Source organism: Microbacterium aquimaris, assembly GCF_039531285.1.
Taxonomy (GTDB): domain Bacteria; phylum Actinomycetota; class Actinomycetes; order Actinomycetales; family Microbacteriaceae; genus Microbacterium; species Microbacterium aquimaris.
Window position 1 is genome coordinate 117,175 of the sequence record NZ_BAAAPT010000001.1, and the last position, 18,132, is coordinate 135,306.

At 69.5% G+C, this 18,132-nt stretch carries 16 protein-coding genes; 5 read left to right on the forward strand and 11 right to left on the reverse strand.

Going from position 1 to position 18,132, the window contains the following annotated elements; translation table 11 throughout:
• Window positions 1-39: 39 nt before the first annotated feature.
• The gene (locus ABD204_RS00615) at window positions 40-1,389 is read left to right on the forward strand and encodes an NtaA/DmoA family FMN-dependent monooxygenase (RefSeq protein ID WP_194422805.1); all 1,350 of its coding nucleotides are present in this window, start codon (window positions 40-42) and stop codon (window positions 1,387-1,389) included.
• Between the two features lie 4 nt (window positions 1,390-1,393).
• On the opposite strand, the gene ABD204_RS00620 is transcribed toward ABD204_RS00615, so the two are convergent.
• From ABD204_RS00620 to ABD204_RS00660, 9 genes are all read right to left on the reverse strand, one after another.
• On the reverse strand, window positions 1,394-2,944 hold the full coding sequence (locus tag ABD204_RS00620) for an alpha/beta hydrolase (RefSeq protein ID WP_322597662.1): 1,551 nt from the start codon (window positions 2,942-2,944) through the stop codon (window positions 1,394-1,396).
• Window positions 2,941-4,125 (reverse strand): DNA polymerase III subunit delta', encoded by a 1,185-nt coding sequence (locus ABD204_RS00625; RefSeq protein ID WP_194422806.1) that lies wholly within the window; start codon window positions 4,123-4,125, stop codon window positions 2,941-2,943. Before ABD204_RS00625 ends, ABD204_RS00620 begins: the two co-directional genes overlap by 4 nt.
• Window positions 4,126-4,135: 10 nt before the next feature.
• Window positions 4,136-4,789 carry a dTMP kinase gene (gene tmk, locus ABD204_RS00630; RefSeq protein ID WP_194422807.1) on the reverse strand — a complete coding sequence of 218 codons (654 nt, stop codon included), beginning with the start codon at window positions 4,787-4,789 and terminating at the stop codon, window positions 4,136-4,138.
• On the reverse strand, window positions 4,786-7,482 hold the full coding sequence (topA, locus tag ABD204_RS00635; protein WP_194422808.1) for a type I DNA topoisomerase: 2,697 nt from the start codon (window positions 7,480-7,482) through the stop codon (window positions 4,786-4,788). Before topA ends, tmk begins: the two co-directional genes overlap by 4 nt.
• 68 nt (window positions 7,483-7,550) lie before the next feature.
• Window positions 7,551-7,868 (reverse strand): Rv3654c family TadE-like protein, encoded by a 318-nt coding sequence (locus ABD204_RS00640; protein WP_194422809.1) that lies wholly within the window; start codon window positions 7,866-7,868, stop codon window positions 7,551-7,553.
• Window positions 7,868-8,224: a TadE family type IV pilus minor pilin gene (locus ABD204_RS00645; protein ID WP_194422810.1), complete on the reverse strand. Its 357-nt coding sequence runs from the start codon at window positions 8,222-8,224 to the stop codon at window positions 7,868-7,870. The genes ABD204_RS00640 and ABD204_RS00645 overlap by 1 nt, the downstream gene beginning before the upstream one ends.
• The gene (locus ABD204_RS00650) at window positions 8,221-8,433 is read right to left on the reverse strand and encodes a DUF4244 domain-containing protein (RefSeq protein WP_409264007.1); all 213 of its coding nucleotides are present in this window, start codon (window positions 8,431-8,433) and stop codon (window positions 8,221-8,223) included. Before ABD204_RS00650 ends, ABD204_RS00645 begins: the two co-directional genes overlap by 4 nt.
• A gap of 110 nt (window positions 8,434-8,543) precedes the next feature.
• Window positions 8,544-9,524, reverse strand: a complete 981-nt coding sequence (locus tag ABD204_RS00655; RefSeq protein WP_322597661.1) for a type II secretion system F family protein — start codon at window positions 9,522-9,524, stop codon at window positions 8,544-8,546.
• Window positions 9,512-10,591 carry a TadA family conjugal transfer-associated ATPase gene (locus ABD204_RS00660; protein WP_241747743.1) on the reverse strand — a complete coding sequence of 360 codons (1,080 nt, stop codon included), beginning with the start codon at window positions 10,589-10,591 and terminating at the stop codon, window positions 9,512-9,514. The genes ABD204_RS00655 and ABD204_RS00660 overlap by 13 nt, the downstream gene beginning before the upstream one ends.
• 402 nt (window positions 10,592-10,993) lie before the next feature.
• Between ABD204_RS00660 and acs the strand changes: the two genes are divergently transcribed.
• Window positions 10,994-12,967, forward strand: coding sequence for an acetate--CoA ligase (acs, locus tag ABD204_RS00665; RefSeq protein WP_194422811.1), 1,974 nt, complete (start codon window positions 10,994-10,996; stop codon window positions 12,965-12,967).
• A 34-nt stretch (window positions 12,968-13,001) separates the two neighbouring features.
• Window positions 13,002-13,577, forward strand: coding sequence for a uracil-DNA glycosylase family protein (locus ABD204_RS00670; protein WP_194422812.1), 576 nt, complete (start codon window positions 13,002-13,004; stop codon window positions 13,575-13,577).
• A gap of 106 nt (window positions 13,578-13,683) precedes the next feature.
• On the opposite strand, the gene ABD204_RS00675 is transcribed toward ABD204_RS00670, so the two are convergent.
• Both ABD204_RS00675 and sp36 read right to left on the reverse strand, forming a co-directional pair.
• On the reverse strand, window positions 13,684-14,151 hold the full coding sequence (locus ABD204_RS00675; RefSeq protein ID WP_194422813.1) for a RidA family protein: 468 nt from the start codon (window positions 14,149-14,151) through the stop codon (window positions 13,684-13,686).
• On the reverse strand, window positions 14,148-14,375 hold the full coding sequence (sp36, locus tag ABD204_RS00680; protein WP_071044419.1) for a Sp36 family protein: 228 nt from the start codon (window positions 14,373-14,375) through the stop codon (window positions 14,148-14,150). The genes ABD204_RS00675 and sp36 overlap by 4 nt, the downstream gene beginning before the upstream one ends.
• Before the next feature lie 84 nt (window positions 14,376-14,459).
• Between sp36 and ABD204_RS00685 the strand changes: the two genes are divergently transcribed.
• Both ABD204_RS00685 and ABD204_RS00690 read left to right on the forward strand, forming a co-directional pair.
• The gene (locus ABD204_RS00685) at window positions 14,460-17,192 is read left to right on the forward strand and encodes a transglycosylase domain-containing protein (protein ID WP_194422814.1); all 2,733 of its coding nucleotides are present in this window, start codon (window positions 14,460-14,462) and stop codon (window positions 17,190-17,192) included.
• Window positions 17,192-18,127, forward strand: coding sequence for a metallophosphoesterase (locus tag ABD204_RS00690; RefSeq protein ID WP_194422815.1), 936 nt, complete (start codon window positions 17,192-17,194; stop codon window positions 18,125-18,127). Before ABD204_RS00685 ends, ABD204_RS00690 begins: the two co-directional genes overlap by 1 nt.
• Window positions 18,128-18,132: the final 5 nt, after the last annotated feature.

The window sequence follows — 18,132 nt, forward strand, 5'->3', positions numbered from 1 at the left end:
TGAAGGTCGCCCCTCGTCGGCGACCGCGGAAGGAGCGTCATGACCAAGCCACTGAATCTCGGAGTGTTCGAGATCCTCACCCCCTCCAACGGTGTGCCGACATGGCGCCACCCGAACGGCCGCGCGCGACGCTACGGCGACGTGGCGTACTGGAGCGACGTCGCCCGCACCCTCGACGAGGCGGGCTTCGACTTCCTGTTCTTCGCCGACAGCTACGGGTATCCGATCATCGACGGGGAGGTCCCGGACGAGGTCATGCGCCACGGCATCCTCTTCCCCGGCTACGACCCCATGCTCCTGGTCAGCGCCGTCTCGCAGGCCGCACCCGGCCTCGGCATCGTCGTGACCTCCTCCACCTCCCTCGAACAGCCCTTCCCCACCGCACGACGGTTCGCGACACTGGACGAGTTCACCGGCGGCAGAATCGGGTGGAACATCGTCACCGGCAGCACCGCGCAGGTCACCGAAGGCCTGTTCGGCATCTCGCACTACGACCACGACACCCGATACGACGTCGCCGACGAGTTCGTCGACCTCTGCCGCACGCTGTGGGAGGACGGGTGGGACGACGACGCAGTGCGCTTCGATGTGGACGGCGACACACTCGTCGATCCGAGCCGCGTCCACGAGATCGACTATCGCAGCCGGCACTTCGCCAGCCGTGGCCTGTTCAAGGTGCCCCCCGGGCCGCAGCGCACCCCGGTCCTCTTCCAGGCCGGCGCGTCGGGGCGCGGGAAGGACTTCGGCGCCCGCAACGCCGAGGCGATGTTCACCCAGGGCCAGAACAAGGAGCAGGCCCGGGCCTCTTCACAGGACATCCGCGCGCGAGTCGCCGCGGCGGGAAGGGACCCCCATGACCTTCGCATCCTCAGCGGCGTGACCGTCACCGTCGCGGAGACCTCTGACGAGGCAGCGGCGAAGCGTCGCGAGCTCGAGGAGCTGTTCTCCTCCGACGACGCAGCCATCCTGTTCGCCGGGTTCACCGGCATCGACCTGCGCAGCCTCGACCCGAAGATGCACCTGGACGACATCCCCCGCAACGACCAGGGGCAGACCCCGCTGGATCGCTATCGCACGGTCGAGGGGGTCGACACCGTCCAAGACGTCCTGGATGCCTTCCGCGTGCAGGAGCGCGGATTCGTCGTCACCGGCGACCCCGTGTCCGTGGCCGAAGAACTCATCGAGACCGCCGAGTACGCCGACGTGGACGGCTACATGCTCGAGCCGACCTTCGGGGACATGGGCGCCTATCAGGACTTCATTCGGCTGGTACTCCCCGAATTGCGCCGGCGCGGAGCGTGGCGGGAGCCGGACCGCGAGGCGACCCTCCGTGAGCGTCTGGGCTTTCCCGAGGCCACACCGGGTTTCCGCCCCGAACGTCGCGGCTGAACAGTCAGTCGCAGTACAGGTCGTCCTCGGGCGCGACGCCCCCCAGGAGATAGGCCTCCACCGCATCGTCGACGCATGCGTCGCCCTTGTTGTACCCGGTGTGCCCTTCTCCCACGCGGGTGATCAGAACGCCGGAGGAGAGCTGTTCGGCGAGCGCGACCGACCACTCGTACGGGGTCGCGGGGTCGTTGGTCGTGCCGACGACCAAGATCGGCGCGGCACCCTCCGCGGTGATCTCCTCGCGCACCCCCGTCGGAGCGGCCGGCCACGCGTCGCACGGATCGGGACCGGACCAATACGGAGCGATCGTCGGCGCCTCGGCCGCGATGAGCTCTTCGGCGGCCGCCTCCTGCTCAGCGGTGGAGTCGTCCGGGTAGTCCATGCAGTTGTAGGCGCGGAACGCCTCCGATGAGTTGTCGGTGTACTGGCCGCCCTCGCGCCCGTTGTAGAAGTCCGCGAGGGTGAACGCCAGCGTCGGATCTCCGGCGAGGGTGTCGGCGAGCGCCTGGGTCAGGAACGGCCAGCTGTCCTGCGAGTAGAGCGCGGCGATGATGCCGGTCATGAGCGAGTCGGCGCCCAGTTCGCGTCCGTCCCCCGCCTGCAGGGGATCGACGTCGACGGCGGCGAGGAGCGCGCCGAGGTCTGCCATCGCGTCGTCGACCGATCCACGGAACGGGCAGTCCTGCCCGTCGAGGCAGTCGGCCATGTATGCGCGCAGGGCCGACTCGAATCCGAGCGCCTGGACGGTACCGACCTCGAGGCCCGGGATCGACGGATCGATCGCACCGTCCAGGACGAGCCGGCCGACCTTCTCCGGGTACAGCTTCGCGTAGGTCGCGCCGAGGAAGGTCCCGTAGGAGTACCCGAGGTAGTTCAGCTCGGTGTCGCCGAGGACCGCGCGGATGACGTCCATGTCGCGCGCGGCGTCGTCGGTCGTGATGGAGGCCAGGATGCCGCCGCTCCCCGCTTCACACGCCTCGGCGAACGCCCGGTTGCGCTCCTCCAGTTCCGCCGTCCATCCCTCGCTTCCGCGCGGGTCCTCCGGGATGTCGTACAGGTACGCGTCCATCTCGGCGGCGTCGAAGCAGGTGACGGCGGTGGACTCCCCCACACCGCGCGGGTCGAAGCCGATGACGTCGTACGCGGCGACGACGTCGCTGCCGACGGCGTAGTCGAGGGAGTCGCGGATCAGCGAGACACCACTGGATCCGGGGCCGCCCGGGTTGGTCAGCAGCGACCCGATCGGGTCCCCGCCGGTGGCCCGGTGACGGATGACCGACAGCTCGATCTCCCCCGCGCCCGGCTCGTCCCAGTCCAGCGGTACGACCACGGTGGTGCAGTCGAAGGCGCCGCACACACTCCAGTCGAGCGTCTGCTCGTAGAAGGGGAGCAGCTCGGCGGGAACCCCGTCGGTGTCGGGGTCGGCGCTGGCGCTCGGAACGGCCTCTCCCCCGTCCTCGGGGATCATCGCGTACAGACAGCCGGTCAGCGTGAGGCCCACGATGGCGAGGCCGGCGACGAGGGCGCCGGTGCGGCGCAGCGGGGTGGTCTTCACGGTGTCCTCCCGCTGGCGACGGTCACCAGCAAGCTCTCGAGGGCCAAGGTGGGGTTGACGTTCTGCTCCAGGTTGCGACGTGTCTCGGCGATGCGGTCGAGGACGACAAGCGGTCGCCGTGGGCCCCACGCGTCGGCGAGCGCGCGCAGTTCGGGCTCTAGTTCCCGATTGATCATGTCGGCCTCACGCCCGAACGCGAGCATCACGACATCGCGGTACATCGACTGCAGATCCGTCAGGACACGGTCGATGCCGTCGCGCAGACTGCGGGTGGCGCGACGCTTCTGCTCGTCCTCGAGCGCGGAGAGCTGGGATCGCACCGCCGGGGGGAGTGCGGCTCCTTCGGCGACCCCGAGGGTGCGGCGCAGATCGGCACGCTCGGCTTCATCGCGTTCGGCGGTGAGTGCCTTGGCGTCGTCGGTCGCCGCGTGCACGATCTGCGCGGCGACCTCGACGGCGTCCCCCACACCCCGCACCCCGAGCGCGGCGCGCAGGGTCTGCTCCCGCCGCGCGCGGGCTGCGACGTCGGTGGCCAGACGCTGGGCCATGCCGATGTGACGCTGGGCGTGGCGTGCCGACTGCTCCGCCACCCCCGGATCCGCACCGGTCCGCTGCACGATGAGGCGCGCGACGTCTTCGACCTCGGGGTCGCGCAACCGCAGGGTGCGCACGCGGGAGCGGATCGTGGGGAGCAGGTCGGCGTCGCTGGGTGCGCACAGCACCCACACGGTGTGATCCGGGGGCTCCTCGAGTGCCTTCAGGAGAACGTTCGACGTGCGCTCGGCCATGCGGTCGGCGTCCTCGACGACGATCACCCGGTGACGACCGAGAGAGGGCGCGTAGGACGAGCGTTCGACGAGCTTGCGGGCCTCGTCGATCCGGATGATGACCTGTTCGGTGCGCAACGCCGTCAGGTCGGGATGTGTGCGCGCGAGAACCTGACGCATGGCCGCCTCGTCGCCCGGTTCCGCGATCAGCGCGGCGGCGAACGCGTACGCGAGCGTGGATCTGCCCGACCCCGGAGGGCCGGTGATCAGCCACGCGTGCGTCATGGCCGCCGGGTCGGCGGCGGCGGACCGCAGCACCTCGACCGCCTCGGCCTGCCCCCATACGGCGTCCCACGGGGCGACCGCGTCCACGGCACGGTCGCCGGCGGGTATCGCGTCGACCGTCGCATCCATGCCCGTCAGCCTAATCGGCCCTCCCGACCTCGTCCGGCCCGTCTTCGAGCACGAGGGCGACGCGCTCGCGGATCACGCGTGCGATCTCCTCCGGCGACCGGGAGGCGTCGACGACCAAGAACCGCTCGGGCTCGGCGGCCGCGGACGCCAGGAACTCCGAGCGCACGGCCTGATGGAAGGCCTCTTTCTCGGCTTCGAGCCGGTCGAAGGGTTTTTCGTCGGCGTCGAGACGGGCCCGCGCGGCGGCGGGATCGAGATCGAGCAGGACCGTCAGGTCCGGCAGCAGTCCCTCGGCGGCCCACAGCGACAAGTCGCGTACTTCCTCACGGCCGAGCACACGCCCCGCCCCCTGGTAGGCGACCGAAGAGTCGAGGTAGCGATCCTGGATGACGACGTCGCCGCGCTCGAGCGCGGGGCGGACGAAGGTGGCGATGTGGTGCGCACGGTCTGCGGCGTACAACAACGCTTCGGCCCGCGCGGCGACCTCCCCCCGGTGGTGCAACACGATGTCGCGGATCAACGTGCCGACCTCGGTCCCCCCGGGCTCCCGCGTTCTCACGACGGCGCGCCCCCGGGAGATCATCCACTGCTCCAGCAGCTGGGCCTGCGTGGTCTTCCCCGCACCATCGCCGCCCTCGAAGGTGACGAACAGTCCGCGGGTCACGACTTCTTGGCGGTCGATTTACGGGTTGTGGTGGCGCGCTTGCGTTTGGGGGCGGGTCCCTTGGCACGCTTGTCGGCCAGCAATTGCACGGCCCGCTCGAAGGTGACCTCTGCCACGTCCTCGCCCCGCGGGATGGTGGCGTTGGTCTCCCCGTCGGTCACATACGGACCGAAACGCCCGTCGCGGAGTTTGATGGGCTTTCCCGAGGTCGGATCGGCGTCGAACTCCTTCAGGGCACTCGCCGCGCGGCGCGCGCCGTACTTCGGCTGCTTGTACACCTCGAGCGCCTGCTCGAGCGTGATGTCGAAGATCTGCTGCTCGTTCTCGAGCGTGCGCGAGTCGGTGCCCTTCTTCAGGTAGGGACCGTAGCGACCGTTCTGCGCGGTGATGGTCTCACCGCTCTCCGGGTCCTCCCCCACCGTGCGCGGCAACGAGAGCAGCCGTAGTGCTGTGTCGAGGTCGACGGTCTCCACCGACATCGATTTGAACAGCGAGGCGGTGCGGGGTTTGGGCGCATCCTTCTTCTTGGCGGTGCGCTTCTTCGGCGCGTCGGCGTCGACCGGAGCGGGAGGCTCCTCCGGCTCGGGCTCGACCTCCTGCACGTACGGACCGTACCGACCGTCCTTGACGATGATCGACTTGCCGTTCTCGGGATTCTCGCCGAGAACCCGGTCCCCGGCCACGGGCGCCTCGATCAGCTCGATCGCCTTGGCCACCGTCAGCTCGTCCGGGGCGAGGTCTTCGGGGATGTTGACCCGCCGTGGATCCCCCTCCGGGTCCTCCGCGTTCGGCACCTCCAGATACGGGCCGTACTTACCGAACCGGAGGGTCGCGACATCACCGATGGGCGTGGAGTTGAGGGCGCGGGCATCGATCTCACCGAGATTGTCGACGATGTTGCGCAGTCCCACGTGGCTGTCGGAGCCCCAATAAAACTCGTGCAGCCAGTCGACACGCTTCTGCTCCCCTCGGGCGATCGCGTCCAGATCGTCCTCGAGAGCGGCGGTGAAGTCGTAGTCGACGAGGTCGGCGAAGTGCTGTTCGAGAAGACGCACGACGCTGAAGGCGAGCCAGCTCGGGATGAGCGCCTGGCCTCGTTTGGAGACGTACCCGCGGTTGAGGACGACATCGATGATGCTCGCGAACGTCGAGGGGCGACCGATCCCCTTCTCTTCGAGCGCCTTCACCAAGCTCGCTTCGGTGTAGCGCGGTTTCGGGGAGGTCGCGTGGCCCTTCGGCTCGACCTCGGACAACTGCAACACGTCACCGACCGCCAGCTGCGGCAGGGACTGGTCGCTGGAGGTGTCGGAATCGCCGTGCTTCTCGTCGCTGCCTTCCTCGTACGCCTCGAGGAAGCCCTTGAAGGTGTAGACGGTGCCGGATGCCGTCAGTTCGACCCGCCGGCCACCGGCGTCGACCTCGAGGGTGACGGTGGTGGTTTCGTACTTCGCGTCGGACATCTGGCTGGCCATCGTGCGCTTCCAGATGAGGTCGTACAGGCGCTGCTCGTCGCGGTCGAGCTCACCGGCCACCGAGGAGGGCGTGCGGAACTCGTCACCCGAGGGGCGGATCGCCTCGTGCGCCTCCTGGGCGTTCTTGGACTTGCTGCGGTAGACCCGCGGGTTCGCCGGCACGGCGTCGTCTCCGTAGAGGGTGACCGCCTGCGCGCGTGCCGCCTCGACCGCCTGCTTCGACAGGGCGGTCGAGTCGGTGCGCATATACGTGATGAACCCCTTCTCGTAGAGCCGCTGGGCCACGCTCATCGCGTGCTTCGCGCTCATGGAGAGCTTGCGACCGGCCTCCTGCTGCATCGTGGAGGTCGTGAAGGGTGCTTTCGGACTGCGGGTGCCCGGCTTCGACTCGAGTTGGGAGACGGACGCACGCGTTGCGGCGCGGATCGCCTCCGCGAGGGTCCGCGCCTCATCCTCGCTGAGGACGATCACGGCCTTCTTGAGCTCGCCACGGTCGTCGAAGTCGCTCCCGCGCGCCAACGAGCCGCCGTCGACGCGGACCAGCCGCGCCGAGAACGACTTCTCGGGGTCCTTGGCGTCGGGCGAGGTCACCGCGGTCGTGTCGATGCTCCAGTACGACGCCGAGACGAAGGCCATGCGTTCGCGCTCGCGGTCCACGACCAGGCGGGTGGCGGCGGACTGCACGCGTCCGGCCGATGTGCCCTGCTGCACCTTGAACCACAGCACCGGGCTGACATCCCAGCCGTACAGGCGGTCGAGGATCCGTCTGGTCTCCTGAGCGTCGACGAGCGCGAGATCGAGCTCACGGGTGTTCTCCACGGCCGCCCGGATGGCGTCCTTGGTGATCTCGTGGAAGACCATCCGCTTGACGGGCACCTTCGGCTTCAGCGTCTCGAGCAGGTGCCATGCGATGGCCTCACCCTCGCGGTCTTCATCGGTGGCGAGGAGGAGTTCGTCGGCCTGCTTGAGCGCACGCTTGAGTTCGGTGACGGTCTTACGCCCGCGCTCGCTCTCGACGTAGTACGGATCGAAACCGTTCTCGACGTCGATGGAGTACTTGCCGTAGGCGTCCTTCTTCTCCGCCGGGATCTGCTTCTTGTCCGCGAGATCGCGGATGTGTCCGACCGAACTGAGCACCTCGTAGTCGTCCCCCAGATATCCCTGGATCGACTTCATCTTCGTCGGCGACTCGACGATGACGAGCTTCTTGCCTGTGGCCAACGCGGGGTCCTTTCGTCGATGCACACCCTACACACCGCCACGGGGCATGTTCGCTGAGAGAGGACCGCTCACGGTGGCGGTCCCGCTCGCGCGGACGCCGAGAACGGCACCCCGGCGAAATTCGAGACGAGGGTGACGGTGACGATCAGGTCCACCGACGCGCACGAGCCGACCGCCGCGCCGTTCGCGATGGCCACCTCGGCGGCGCGTTCGCACGGGACTCCGGTGGCGGCTCCGGACGCCGCGTCCGCCGCCGCCAGGGCGGCGGAATCCGCTGCGCCGGAGAGCCGCTGCGCCGCACCCGAGGCCGCACCCACGACAGCGAGCGCACCGACGAGGGTGGCCACGGTCGCGACCACCCCCACGGTCGAGGGCACACCGGGCATCAGAGCCCTCCCGCCAGCGCGCACCCCTCGGCGGTCAGCGTCGCCGGCAGCGGATCGGCGGCCACGACCGCCGTCACGCACACCAGGTCTCCGCGGGGGGTGATCTCCACCGTCGCACCCGGCACCGCGGCGGTCACCGCCGCGGCCGCCCGCGTGGGGTCTTCCTCCCGGGCCGCCAGACGCGCGGCATCGGCCACGGCGTCCTGAAGGCGCACCTGCCGCGCACCGGCGCCCAGCGCACCCACCCCGAATGCCACCACGAGCACGACCGCAGGCAGCGCCACGGCGAACTCGGCGGCGGCGGATCCGCGCTCGCCGATGGCGAACCGCCCGGCGCCGGGCGCGCGGCCGCTCATTCGACCGTCAAGGCGCGACGCACCAGGTCGGTCAAGATGCCGCGGACCTCATCGGACCGCATGATCACCACCAGCAGTCCGGCGAAGGCCACCGCCGCCATCGTGGCGATGGCGTACTCGGCGGTCGCGGCGCCGGAGTCATCGACGAACAGCCGCCGCGCCCGCCCGCCGGTGAGGTTCGGAACGGTCATCGGGTACTCCTTCTCCATCGGGTACTCCTTCTTCATCGGGTACTCGTTATTCATCGGATACTCCTTCTCCATCGGGTACTCCTTCTTCATCGGGGCTGGTCGCTTCATCGGGGCTGGTCGCCGGTTATTCAGGGCAGGGACGGGCTCGTCGGGGCGGGCGGCGCGACGTCGAGAGGCACGGCGCCGAGCACGCCGAGCATCATGGGCGCGACGCCGAGGAGGAGGAAAGCCGGCAGGGTGCACACTCCGAGCGGAATCAGCAGACGCGCGGACAGGCGGGCGGCGCGGAGTCGGCCGTCCATGCGCGCACGGTGGCGTTCGAGCGCGGCGGACGCGCGGAGCATCTCCACGGCGGGCACACCGGCGCGCCGTGACAACGCGAGCGCCTCGTCGGCCGTGTCGTCCTGCGACCGGTCGCGTCCGGAGAGGGCGCCGTCGACGAGGTCGCGCGCCCGCGGGACGGAGACCCCGCCGCTGAGGGCGATGGCCAGCAGTTCCGCGGTCATCCCCGGGATCTCCGGCGCCCCGCTCGCCCGCCGGACGAGCACGGCGTTCCATCGGTGGGCGGCGAGGGTGAGCAGCAGACCGCCGACCAGACACGCCACGCCGACCGGGGACCGGGTGAGCGCGGAGAACGTGTCGAACCCGAAGGCGGCTGCGAGGGCGACGCCCACCAGCGGCAGCCACGCCATCAACCGGGCGGTCGAGGTCGGTTCGGCCAACGCGACCCGCACGTCATCCGCGGCCTCCTCGGCGTCGCGGAGCGCGCGGGAGAACCCGCGGAGAGTGTCGGCGAGGGGCGCGCCCACGGTGGTCGCCACCTGCCACGCTGCGGCGACATCGGCCCACGCAGCCGTGCGCGCCGGCCGCGCGCCGAACCGCGCCGTCCTCGACGACGGTTCGGCGCACGCGGCGATCGCGGTCGCCGTCTCGACGCCGGTCCGGGTGGCGGCCACAACACGCCCGGCCGTGACATCTCCGGTCTCACCGAGCATGTCCCACGATCGCGCGGGACTGACCCCGGCTTGCAGCATGACGGCCAATCGGAGCACCGTACCGGCCGGATCCGACGAGTCGCGTCCCGTTCCCGGCGATCTCAGGAGGGCCACGGCATCTCCTCGACGCGAAGGCGTCCCGATCCGTCGAGCTCCGGGCGCCCGACCGCGGCGACCTCCCGGCGTCCGTCGGGGCGCCGGGACACATGGATGACGAGATCCAGCGCGCTGACCGTCTGGCGCGCGAGCGTACGATCGTCCCACCCCGCCAGCGCCCCGAGCGCCTCCAGCCGTGCGGCGACCTCGCCGATGCCGTTCGCGTGGACGGTCCCCGCACCGCCGTCATGCCCCGTGTTGAGGGCGCCGAGCAGGTCGCGCACCTCGGCGCCGCGCACTTCGCCCACCGCGAGGCGGTCGGGGCGCATGCGAAGCGCCTCGCGCACCAACCGGGAGAGGTCGACCGCACCGGCCCCCTCGAGGTTCGCCTGCCGCGCCTCCAGACGCACATGATGCGGGTGGTCCACCCGCAGTTCGGCGACGTCTTCGACCGTGACGATGCGCTCCGAGGCCGGGGCACTCGAGAGCAGGGCGGCGAGCAATGTGGTCTTGCCGGCCCCTGCGGCACCGGTCACCAGGACGTTGCGCCGGGCCGCGACGACCTCTTCGAGCCGCGCGCCCCCTTCGGGCGAGAACATGCCGGATCGGCCGAGCTCGGCGAGCCCCGCGCGTGCGAGCCGTGGCACTCGGATCGAGATCTCCGTTCCGGCCAGCGCGATCGGGGGAAGCACGGCGTGGACGCGGATCCCGTCGGCAAGCCGCACATCGACACAGGGATGTGCATCGTCGATGTGACGGTCGCCCTCACCGATCAACGCGATCGCCAGGTCGCGGACGTCCTCCTCGGCGAATCGCCACCCGGGCTCCGGTTGGGCGCCTTCGCCCCGATCGACGTGCAGTCCTCGGGCGGCACTGAGGAACAGGTCGGTGACGGCGGGATCGCGCAGCACGCGCTCGAAGGACCGCAAGGCCGCGGGGATCCCGACCGCGGAGACCACCGGGGACGCGGTGCCGTGACCGCCGAAAGCGACCAGCGTCTCACGGTCGCTCGGTTGCGTCGGCGTCGGCGTCGGCGTCGGCGACATGTCGGTGTCTCGACGCGAAACGACGAATGGAGCGGCCATGCCCCGACGCTAGGCGGGCGGGAACCGGCCGCGATGGGCGCACGGGACGGTCGTGGACCCGCCGTCGAACGCCCCGGCTGTGCAGGAGGAGTGCCCGCACAAAAAGAGGGCGGCATCCCATGGGGGGAATGGGATGCCGCCGTGCGAACACCCGGGTGTTGGGGGGGTACGGGTGTCGCGATGCCAGAATCGATGTTCGGCCGAGACGAGTGTACGCATGGAAACCGATGGGTCGACGCCTTCTCAGCTCTTTCTACCGATATATCGCAGATGTTCTCGATATCGCGGCACCGTGCCATCACTACCTACTATCGGAGGTGGTCCGATCGGACCACGATGGCTAGATTTGCCAGCGTCTCGGGCGGCCAGGCGCGCCGCTCCCCCCGTTGCGAAGGAGCACCGATGAGCAGTCAGATCGACCACCTGCTGAACGAAGACCGTCGTTTCGCCCCCTCCGCCGCGTTCGCCGCGACCGCCGTCGGCGACGCTGACCTGTACGCGAGGGCGGACTCCGATCGCGAGCGCTTCTGGGCCGACCAGGCCCGTGAGCTCCTCCATTGGCACACGCCGTTCACGTCGGTGCTCGACTGGACCAACCCGCCGTTCGCCGAATGGTTCGCCGACGGCGAGCTCAACGTCGCCTACAACTGCCTCGACCGCCATGTGGAGGCCGGGAACGGGGATCGTATCGCCCTGCTCTGGGAAGGCGAGCCCGGCGACGAACGCCGTGTGACATACGCCGAGCTGACCGATGAGGTCAAGCGGGTCGCCAACGTCCTCACCGGGCTCGGCGTCGGACAGGGCGATCGCGTCGCGATCTACCTGCCGATGATCCCGGAGGCGATCGCCGCGATGCTCGCCGTCGCGCGCGTCGGAGCCATCCACTCGGTCGTGTTCGGCGGATTCTCGGCCGACAGCCTGCGGGCCCGCATCGATGACGCCGGGGCGAAGCTGGTGATCACCGCCGACGGTGGATACCGCAAAGGCAAGGTGTCGGCGCTCAAGCCCGCGGTCGACGCCGCCCTCGCGGACCGCAACGGCAGCGGTCCGCAGGAGACGGTGGAGCATGTCCTGGTCGTCCGCCGTGGCGGCAACGACGTCGAGTGGACCGAGGGGCGCGACCTCTGGTGGCACGATGTGGTCCCGGCGGCAGCCGCGGAGCACGAGGCCCAGGCGTTCCCGGCCGAGACGCCGCTGTTCATCCTCTACACCTCCGGGACCACCGGCAAGCCCAAGGGGATCCTCCACACCTCGGGCGGCTACCTGACCCAAGCGGGTTTCACGAACAAGGTCGTGCACGACATCCACCCCGAGACTGACGTCTATTGGTGCACCGCCGACATCGGATGGATCACCGGCCACACCTACGTGACCTACGGCCCCCTGGCCAACGGCGCGACCCAGGTCCTGTACGAAGGCACCCCCGACACCCCCCACCCGGGTCGCTGGTGGGAGATCGTGGAGAAGTACGGCGTCACCGTGCTGTACACCGCTCCGACCGCCATCCGCTCGTTCATGAAGATCGGGCGCACCGTGCCGCAGTCGTTCGACCTGTCGAGCCTGCGCCTGCTCGGCTCCGTGGGCGAACCCATCAACCCCGAGGCGTGGATGTGGTACCGCGAGATCATCGGGTCGGACCGCACTCCCATCGTCGACACGTGGTGGCAGACCGAGACCGGCGCGATCATGATCTCGGCGTTGCCCGGGGTCACCGAGACCAAGCCCGGATCCGCGCAGGTACCGATCCCCGGGATCGCGGTGGACGTCGTGGACGAAGCCGGTGAGCACGTGGGCAACGGCAACGGCGGACTGCTCGTGATCACGGAGCCGTGGCCGAGCATGCTGCGCGGCATCTGGGGCGACCCCGACCGGTTCGTCGAGACGTACTGGGACAAGTTCGCCGATCGCGGGTTCTACTTCGCCGGCGACGGCGCACGGCTCGACGAGGACGGCGACGTGTGGCTCCTCGGCCGCGTCGACGACGTGATGAACGTCTCGGGCCATCGCCTGTCGACCGCCGAGATCGAATCGGCCCTCGTCGCCCACGAGGCCACGGCCGAGGCCGCGGTGGTGGGCGCCTCGGACGAGACCACCGGTCAGGCGGTCGTCGCCTTCGTCATCCTCAAGCAGAGCTTCCTCGACGCGCACCCCGCCGAGGGCCTGGCCACCACGCTGCGCCGGTGGGTCAGCGAGCAGATCGGCCCCATCGCGCGCCCCCGCGACATCTACATCGTCGGCGAACTGCCCAAGACCCGCTCCGGGAAGATCATGCGCCGGTTGCTCCGCGACGTCGCCGAGGGCCGCGAAGTGGGCGACACCACGACCCTGGCCGACACGATGGTGATGTCGACGATCCAGGCCAAGATCACCACATGACCGCCCGCCCCTTTTCCGAGGGGTGGACAGGCCGATGAGCACGCTCGACGAGCTGCGCGCCCGGGTGGCGGAGCATCCCTCCAACGCCTGGGCGCGCGAGCGCGGATGGGACCCGTTGATCATCGGCACCGAACGGGCGCGCGTGCTCATCCTCAGCCAGGCGCCGGGCCGACTCGCCCAGGCGTCCGGCATCGCGTTCGACGATCCCAGCGGACGCCTCCTGCGCAGCTGGATGGGAGTGACCGACGAGGAATTCTGGAACCCCGACCTCGTCGCCGTGCTGCCGATGGACGCCTACTTCCCCGGCAAGGGGACCAGCGGCGACAAGCCACCGCGCCGGGACTTCGCCGAGCGGTGGCACCCGCTCTTCCTCGCGCGGTTCGCCGAGGTGCGCCTGCGCATCGTCATCGGCGGCTACGCGCAGCGCCGCTATCTCGGCTCGTCGGATGTGACCGCCAACGTGCGCGCAGCGGAGACGTTCCTGCCGATGTACCCCATCGTGCATCCATCACCCCTCGCGCGCGGCTGGCGCACGCGGAACCCGTGGTTCGTCGAGGAGAACGTGCCGCGGCTGCGCCGCCTCGTGCGTGACGCCATCGGCCGGAAGTGACGGGCGGCCGCGTTTCGTCTCGCTCTGCACGCTCAACGACCACGAAGAAGACCGAGACTGCCCCGATCGTCGAGGCAGGAGCGCGGTGACGAGACGAACGTGGGCCTCAGACGAGGGTGAAGACGACCTCGACCTCTACGGGGCTGTCAAGTGGCAGAACCGGCACGCCGACGGCCGACCGGGCGTGCCGGCCCGACTCACCGAAGATCTCCCCGAGCACGTCGCTCGCACCGTTGATGACGCCGGGCTGGCCCGTGAAATCAGGAACGGACGAGACGAAGCCGACGACCTTGAGCACACCGCTCAGCCGGTCGACGCCTCCTGCGGCAGCCGCTGCGGCCGCGACGGCGTTCAGCGCGCACTGACGTGCGTAGACCTGGGCATCGGCGGCGGCAACGAGGCCCTCGCCTTCACCGACCTTGCCGATGGCGGGCAGTGCGCCTCCGACGATGGGGAGCTGGCCTGCGGTGTAGACGAGGTCGCCGTGCACCTTCGCCGGCACATATGCGGCAACGGGCGGCACCACCTGCGGAAGTTCGATCCCCAGTTCCGCGAGACGCTCCGAGACGCTCATGCCGCACCCCCGTCGAACTGTCGCGCGGCCTGGGCCGCCGCGTCGAGCCCGGCGGTGTTCGCCGCGCCGTCGCCGCCGGAGGGACGCTTGAAGTAGCCGACCAGACCGCCCTCGGGCCCGGGCACCACCTGCACCAGTTCCCACCCCTGCTTGCCCCAGTTGTTGAGGATCGCGGCGGTGTTGTGGATCAAAAGGGGCGTGGTCATGTACTCCCACGTCGTCATAGAGGCTCCTCGGTGTTCGGTGCGGTGGCGGAATGGCGCCGATCGTCAAGGGGTTCCCCAGCTAGCTCCCCTACGATCAAGCCTATGCCTCAGAAGAATCGGACGGCTAGCGGTGTGCTCGGGGGAATCCTCGGCGTCGTCGGCCTGAGCGCGGTCGCCGGTATCCTCATCACCGCCACGGTCACGCCCGCCATCGCCGTGACCGGTGCCGCCGCCTCGAGCGCCATCACGATGTTCGACAAGCTGCCGAGCGTCCTGGAGATCGAGAAGCTGATGCTTCCCTCCACGATCTACTACCAGGACTCGGACGGCGACTACGTCGAACTCACCCAGTTCTACGACCAGAACCGCGAACCGGTCACCTATGACGAGGTGGCTCCCGTGATGTACGACGCGATCCTCTCCAGTGAGGACCCGCGCTACTACCAACACGGCGGCGTGGACCTCATCGGAACGACCCGGGCGTTGCTGAGCAACGCACAGGGCGGCGCCACGCAGGGTGGCTCCTCCATCAGCCAGCAGTACGTCAAGAACATCCTCATCCAGCAGTGCGAGAGCAACGCCGAGGGCGAGACGAACGAAGAAGTGGCCGCCGCCAAGCTCGAATGCTGGACCGAGGCGACGACCGCGTCCGGTGTCGAGGGGTACCAGCGCAAGCTGCAGGAGATGCGGTACGCGATCGCGCTGGAGCAGAAGTACTCGAAGAACGACATCCTGCTCGGCTACCTCAACATCGCCAACTTCGGCGGCACGAACTACGGCATCGAAGCCGCGTCGCACTATTACTTCAACGTCAGCTCGTCGGACCTGAGCATCGCGCAGGCCGCGACCCTCGCCGGCATCGTGCAGAACCCCAACACCTACCGCATCGACCTGCCGGGCGGGTCGATCACGAACAGCGAGGGAACGGCGCTGAACACCGCGCCCGACGGCGAGGTGAACGCGAGCGAGGGAACCCTCGCGGCGCTCGACACCCTTCTGGCCGACGGCACGATCACCGAAGAGGAGTACCTCGCCGCCGCGGACGGCTACACCCTCACCAAGGGACGGCAGCTCTACGTGCTCAGCCGCATGCTCGACGACGGGAAGATCACCGAAGAGCAGTACATCGAAGCGGCGAAATCCCCGATCGAGCCCGACATCACGGTTCCCTCCTCGGGATGCGCCGAAGCCGGCGGATCGGCCTTCTTCTGCAAGTACGTCCAGGACGTCATCGCCAACGACCCCGCCTTCGGCGAGACCGCCGACGACCGGGCCGCGGCCCTTCGCCGCGGTGGCCTGAACATCTACACCACGCTCGACATCGACCTCCAGCTGGCGGCCGAGCAGACGATGAAGGACACCGTCCCGCAGTCGATCGACGGCATGCAGCTCGGCTCGACCACGGTCAGCATCGAGGCGGAGACCGGCCGCATCCTCTCCATCGCCCAGAACAAGACCTTCAGCGAGCGGGCGGACGACGCGAGCGATCCGACCAAGACCTCCCTCGTCTATGCGGGTGATCACCTGTTCGGGTCCTCCGACGGCTTCAACGCCGGGTCGACGTTCAAGCTGTTCACCCTCATCGACTGGCTGGAAAAGGGCAACTCCCTCAACGAGGTGCTCAACGGCCGAGTGCACACCGTGACCCGCCTGCAGGACAGCTGCGTCGAGGGCGGCTACTGGATCGATCCGGGCGCGGACGCCATCGACAACTTCGCCAAGGCCCCCGGGTACGTCGGCACGCCGATGCAATTCACCGCCGACTCCCTGAACTCCGGCTTCCTGGCGATGGCCGAACGCCTCGACCTGTGCGACATCGAGAAGGTCGCCACGAAGATGGGCGTCGTACAGGCCGCCACCGGCGAGCCCGCCGATGTCAACGGCGCGTTCTCGATCCTCGGCTCCGAGGCCGTCTCCCCGATCGCCGTGGCCGGCGCCTACGCCACGGTCGCCAACGACGGCGTGTACTGCGAGCCGCAGGCGATCGACCGCGTCACCGACTCCGACGGCAACGAGCTCGCCGTTCCCGAGCGCTCGTGCGAACGGGTGCTGGATTCCTCGGTCGCCGCCACCGCCGCCTACGCCCTCCAGGGCGTGATGAACGGCGGAACCGGCGCATTGGGCAACCCGTACGACGGTATTCCCGTGATCGGCAAGACCGGAACGCACGAGACGTACCAGACCTGGCTCGTCGAATCGAGCACCAAGGTCGCCACCGCGGCGTGGGTGGGGAACATCCAGGGCTTCTCCGACGTCTTCGACTACGGCGTGGCCTACTACCGGTACGCGCTCGGCAAGGGCGTGCAGAGCGCCGCGAACGCGATCTACGGCGGCGGCGCGTTCCCCGATCCCGACCAGGATCTGTTGCGCGTCGTCTACACCGACCTGCCGAACGTCGTCGGCATGTCGATCGACCAGGCCACCGCCACCCTGGAGGAAGCCGGCTTCAGTGTCACGCTGGGAGAAGAGGTCGACTCGAGCGAGGCCGCCGGGATCATCGCCGAGCAGGACCCGGGCGCCGGCCGCGTGGCCGGTGGCACGAACGTCACCATCCGCCCCTCCAACGGCCAGGGGGTGACCGTCCCGGACGTGTCCGGGCAGTCGTTGGAGAATGCGATCAGCACCTTGCGTTCGGAGGGCTTCGACAGCGTCCAACCCGGGAGCTGCACCGCTACCGGCGGAGGCGGCGGAGACGACGATGACGACGACGAGAACAACGGCGGGAACGGCAACGGGAACGGCGCCACGCAGGTGACCGGGACAAGCCCCGGGGCCGGCGAGCTGGTCAACCGCGGCGACACCATCTCGGTGAACTACCGCGCCGAGTCCTGCTAGTGGCCTCACGCACGACGCGCGCCGCCCTCACCACCCTCGGGGTGGTGGGGGCGGTCGGCGCGGGCGCAGCAGCCTGGGGCATCGGGGTCGAGCGGTTCCTGTTCACGGTGCGGCGCCACACGCTCCCCCTCCTTCCCGCCGGGAGCACGCCGGTCCGGGTGCTCCACGTCTCCGACGCCCATATGGCGCCGTGGCAGCATCGCAAGCAGGAGTGGATGGCGGGCCTGGCGGCCCTCGAGCCCGATCTCGTCGTCAACACCGGCGACAACCTCGGCCACGCCGCGGGACTCGCCGGCATCCAGCACGCATTCGATCCGCTCCGCGGTGTGCCGGGCGTGTTCGTCCACGGCTCCAACGACCTGAGCGCGCCCTCGCCGCGCAACCCGCTGCGCTACTTCACCGGCCCGAGCCGATCGAAGCCGCGCGAGGTGCCGCTCGATACCGCGGCGCTGGACGCATACCTGCGGGACGGGCTCGGCTGGCTCGACTTGAACAACGCTGCGGGAAGCATCGACGTGGCGGGTGCGCGGATCGACGCGTTCGGCGTCAGCGACGCCCATCGGGGGTGGGAGCGCCTGGACGGGTTGCCCGCCGCCCTCCAGGCGCTGCCGAACCGGTCGGAGGCCCTTCTGACGCTCGGGGTCACCCATGCCCCGTATCGTCACGTCCTCGACGCGTACAGCGAGCTCGGCGCCGACATCATGTTCGCCGGCCACACGCACGGCGGCCAGGTCCGCATCCCCGGCTCCCCCGCCGCGCTGGTGGCCAACTGCGACATCCCACTCGACCAGGCGCGTGGCTTGAGCGCGTGGACGCACGACGGCCGGAACGTCCCGTTGAACGTCAGCGCAGGCATCGGCCACTCGATCTTCGCGCCGGTGCGTTTCGGATGCCGCCCCGAGGTGTCGCTGATCACCCTCACCGCACGGAGCTGACCCAC